The 1,054-nt window shown below is 63.0% G+C and carries 2 protein-coding genes; both read left to right on the top strand.

The features are described 5' to 3' along the window. The first annotated feature begins 148 nt into the window (after window positions 1-148). A complete protein-coding gene (locus ACK8OU_RS20270) occupies window positions 149-823 on the top strand; it encodes a hypothetical protein (protein ID WP_410305134.1) in 675 nt (224 codons plus the stop codon). After that, window positions 820-1,054: hypothetical protein (locus ACK8OU_RS20265; protein WP_410305133.1), on the top strand; the 235-nt coding region annotated here is incomplete at its 3' end. The genes ACK8OU_RS20270 and ACK8OU_RS20265, both read left to right, overlap by 4 nt.

Here is a 1,054-nt window from a genome sequence, read left to right as displayed (position 1 = left end):
GCGCGTGAGGCCGCAGCGTTCCCTCGGCTCGCGCGTGCGGACCTTACGCTCGCCGTCCGTGGCACCTTTGTTTGAGGAAGGCAACAAGGCAATCGTTTCTGGGGGCGTGCTCGGCAGCAGCAGGTGACGCCACCGAATTGGACAAGTAATGGATTTCAATCTTTCCGGCGAACAGAGAACCCTGAAGTTCCAGGTGGGGGGGTACGAAAAGGAACTCGCGGCGGTAGCCCTTGAGCGGGCGCACGGCGGCGAATATGCGTGTTGCCGACACATTCATCCGGCGATAGACGCTGTGTTGGACGTGATGGCGACCGAGTCCACAGGGGCTGATGCCATCGAAGAGATACGTTCCGGCACCTATGCCATCGCCGCGAAGCACGCCCGAGGCGGCTGGGGCGATATGGTTTCAGCACAACTGAGTTACCAATTCTGCGTCGCAACCGCCATGAGGCACGGCAAGGGAACTATCGAGGCCTTCGGGGCACCGGCGCGCAGGGATCGTCAAACCAATGCCTATTGCGAGCTGGTAAAGGTATCTGTCGATGACGGCTGCCAGGTGACCTATCCGTCATTGTGGTCGGCGCGGGTCACAGTGGTGCTGAAGGACGGACGCCGCTTCGAGCGGTTCATCGACGAGCCCATCGGTTCAGCGAGGCATCCACTTCCGGACCAATCGGTCGTCTTCAAGTTTGTCGAACTCGCCACGTCTATTCTGGGGGAGGGCCCCAGCCGGGCAGCAGCCGAAACGCTCCTCGACGCGCATCTCGCGACCCGCGCCGGGGACCTCGTCTGGTGTCTATTGCCCTCGGTGGCGTACGGATGAGCGCGCGGCCGCGCTATCTGATGCCGGTCGTGTTGCTTGCGGCCACCGGCATGCATGCGCTCGCAGCCAACAGCCTTTTCATCATGCCGGCCATCGCGCCGGCACTGGCGGCGGCGATTTCCCTGCCGGCCGCCCTGATCGGCTACCAGGTGAGCATCGTCTACCTCGGCGCCATGGCGATGTCGGTACTAGCCGGCTCCCTATCGACGATGTTGGGACCAGTCCGGACCT

Source organism: Pontitalea aquivivens, assembly GCF_046507575.1.
Taxonomy (GTDB): Bacteria; Pseudomonadota; Alphaproteobacteria; order Rhodobacterales; family Rhodobacteraceae; genus Pontitalea; species Pontitalea aquivivens.
This window is presented reverse-complemented; position numbering and strand designations above follow the sequence as displayed.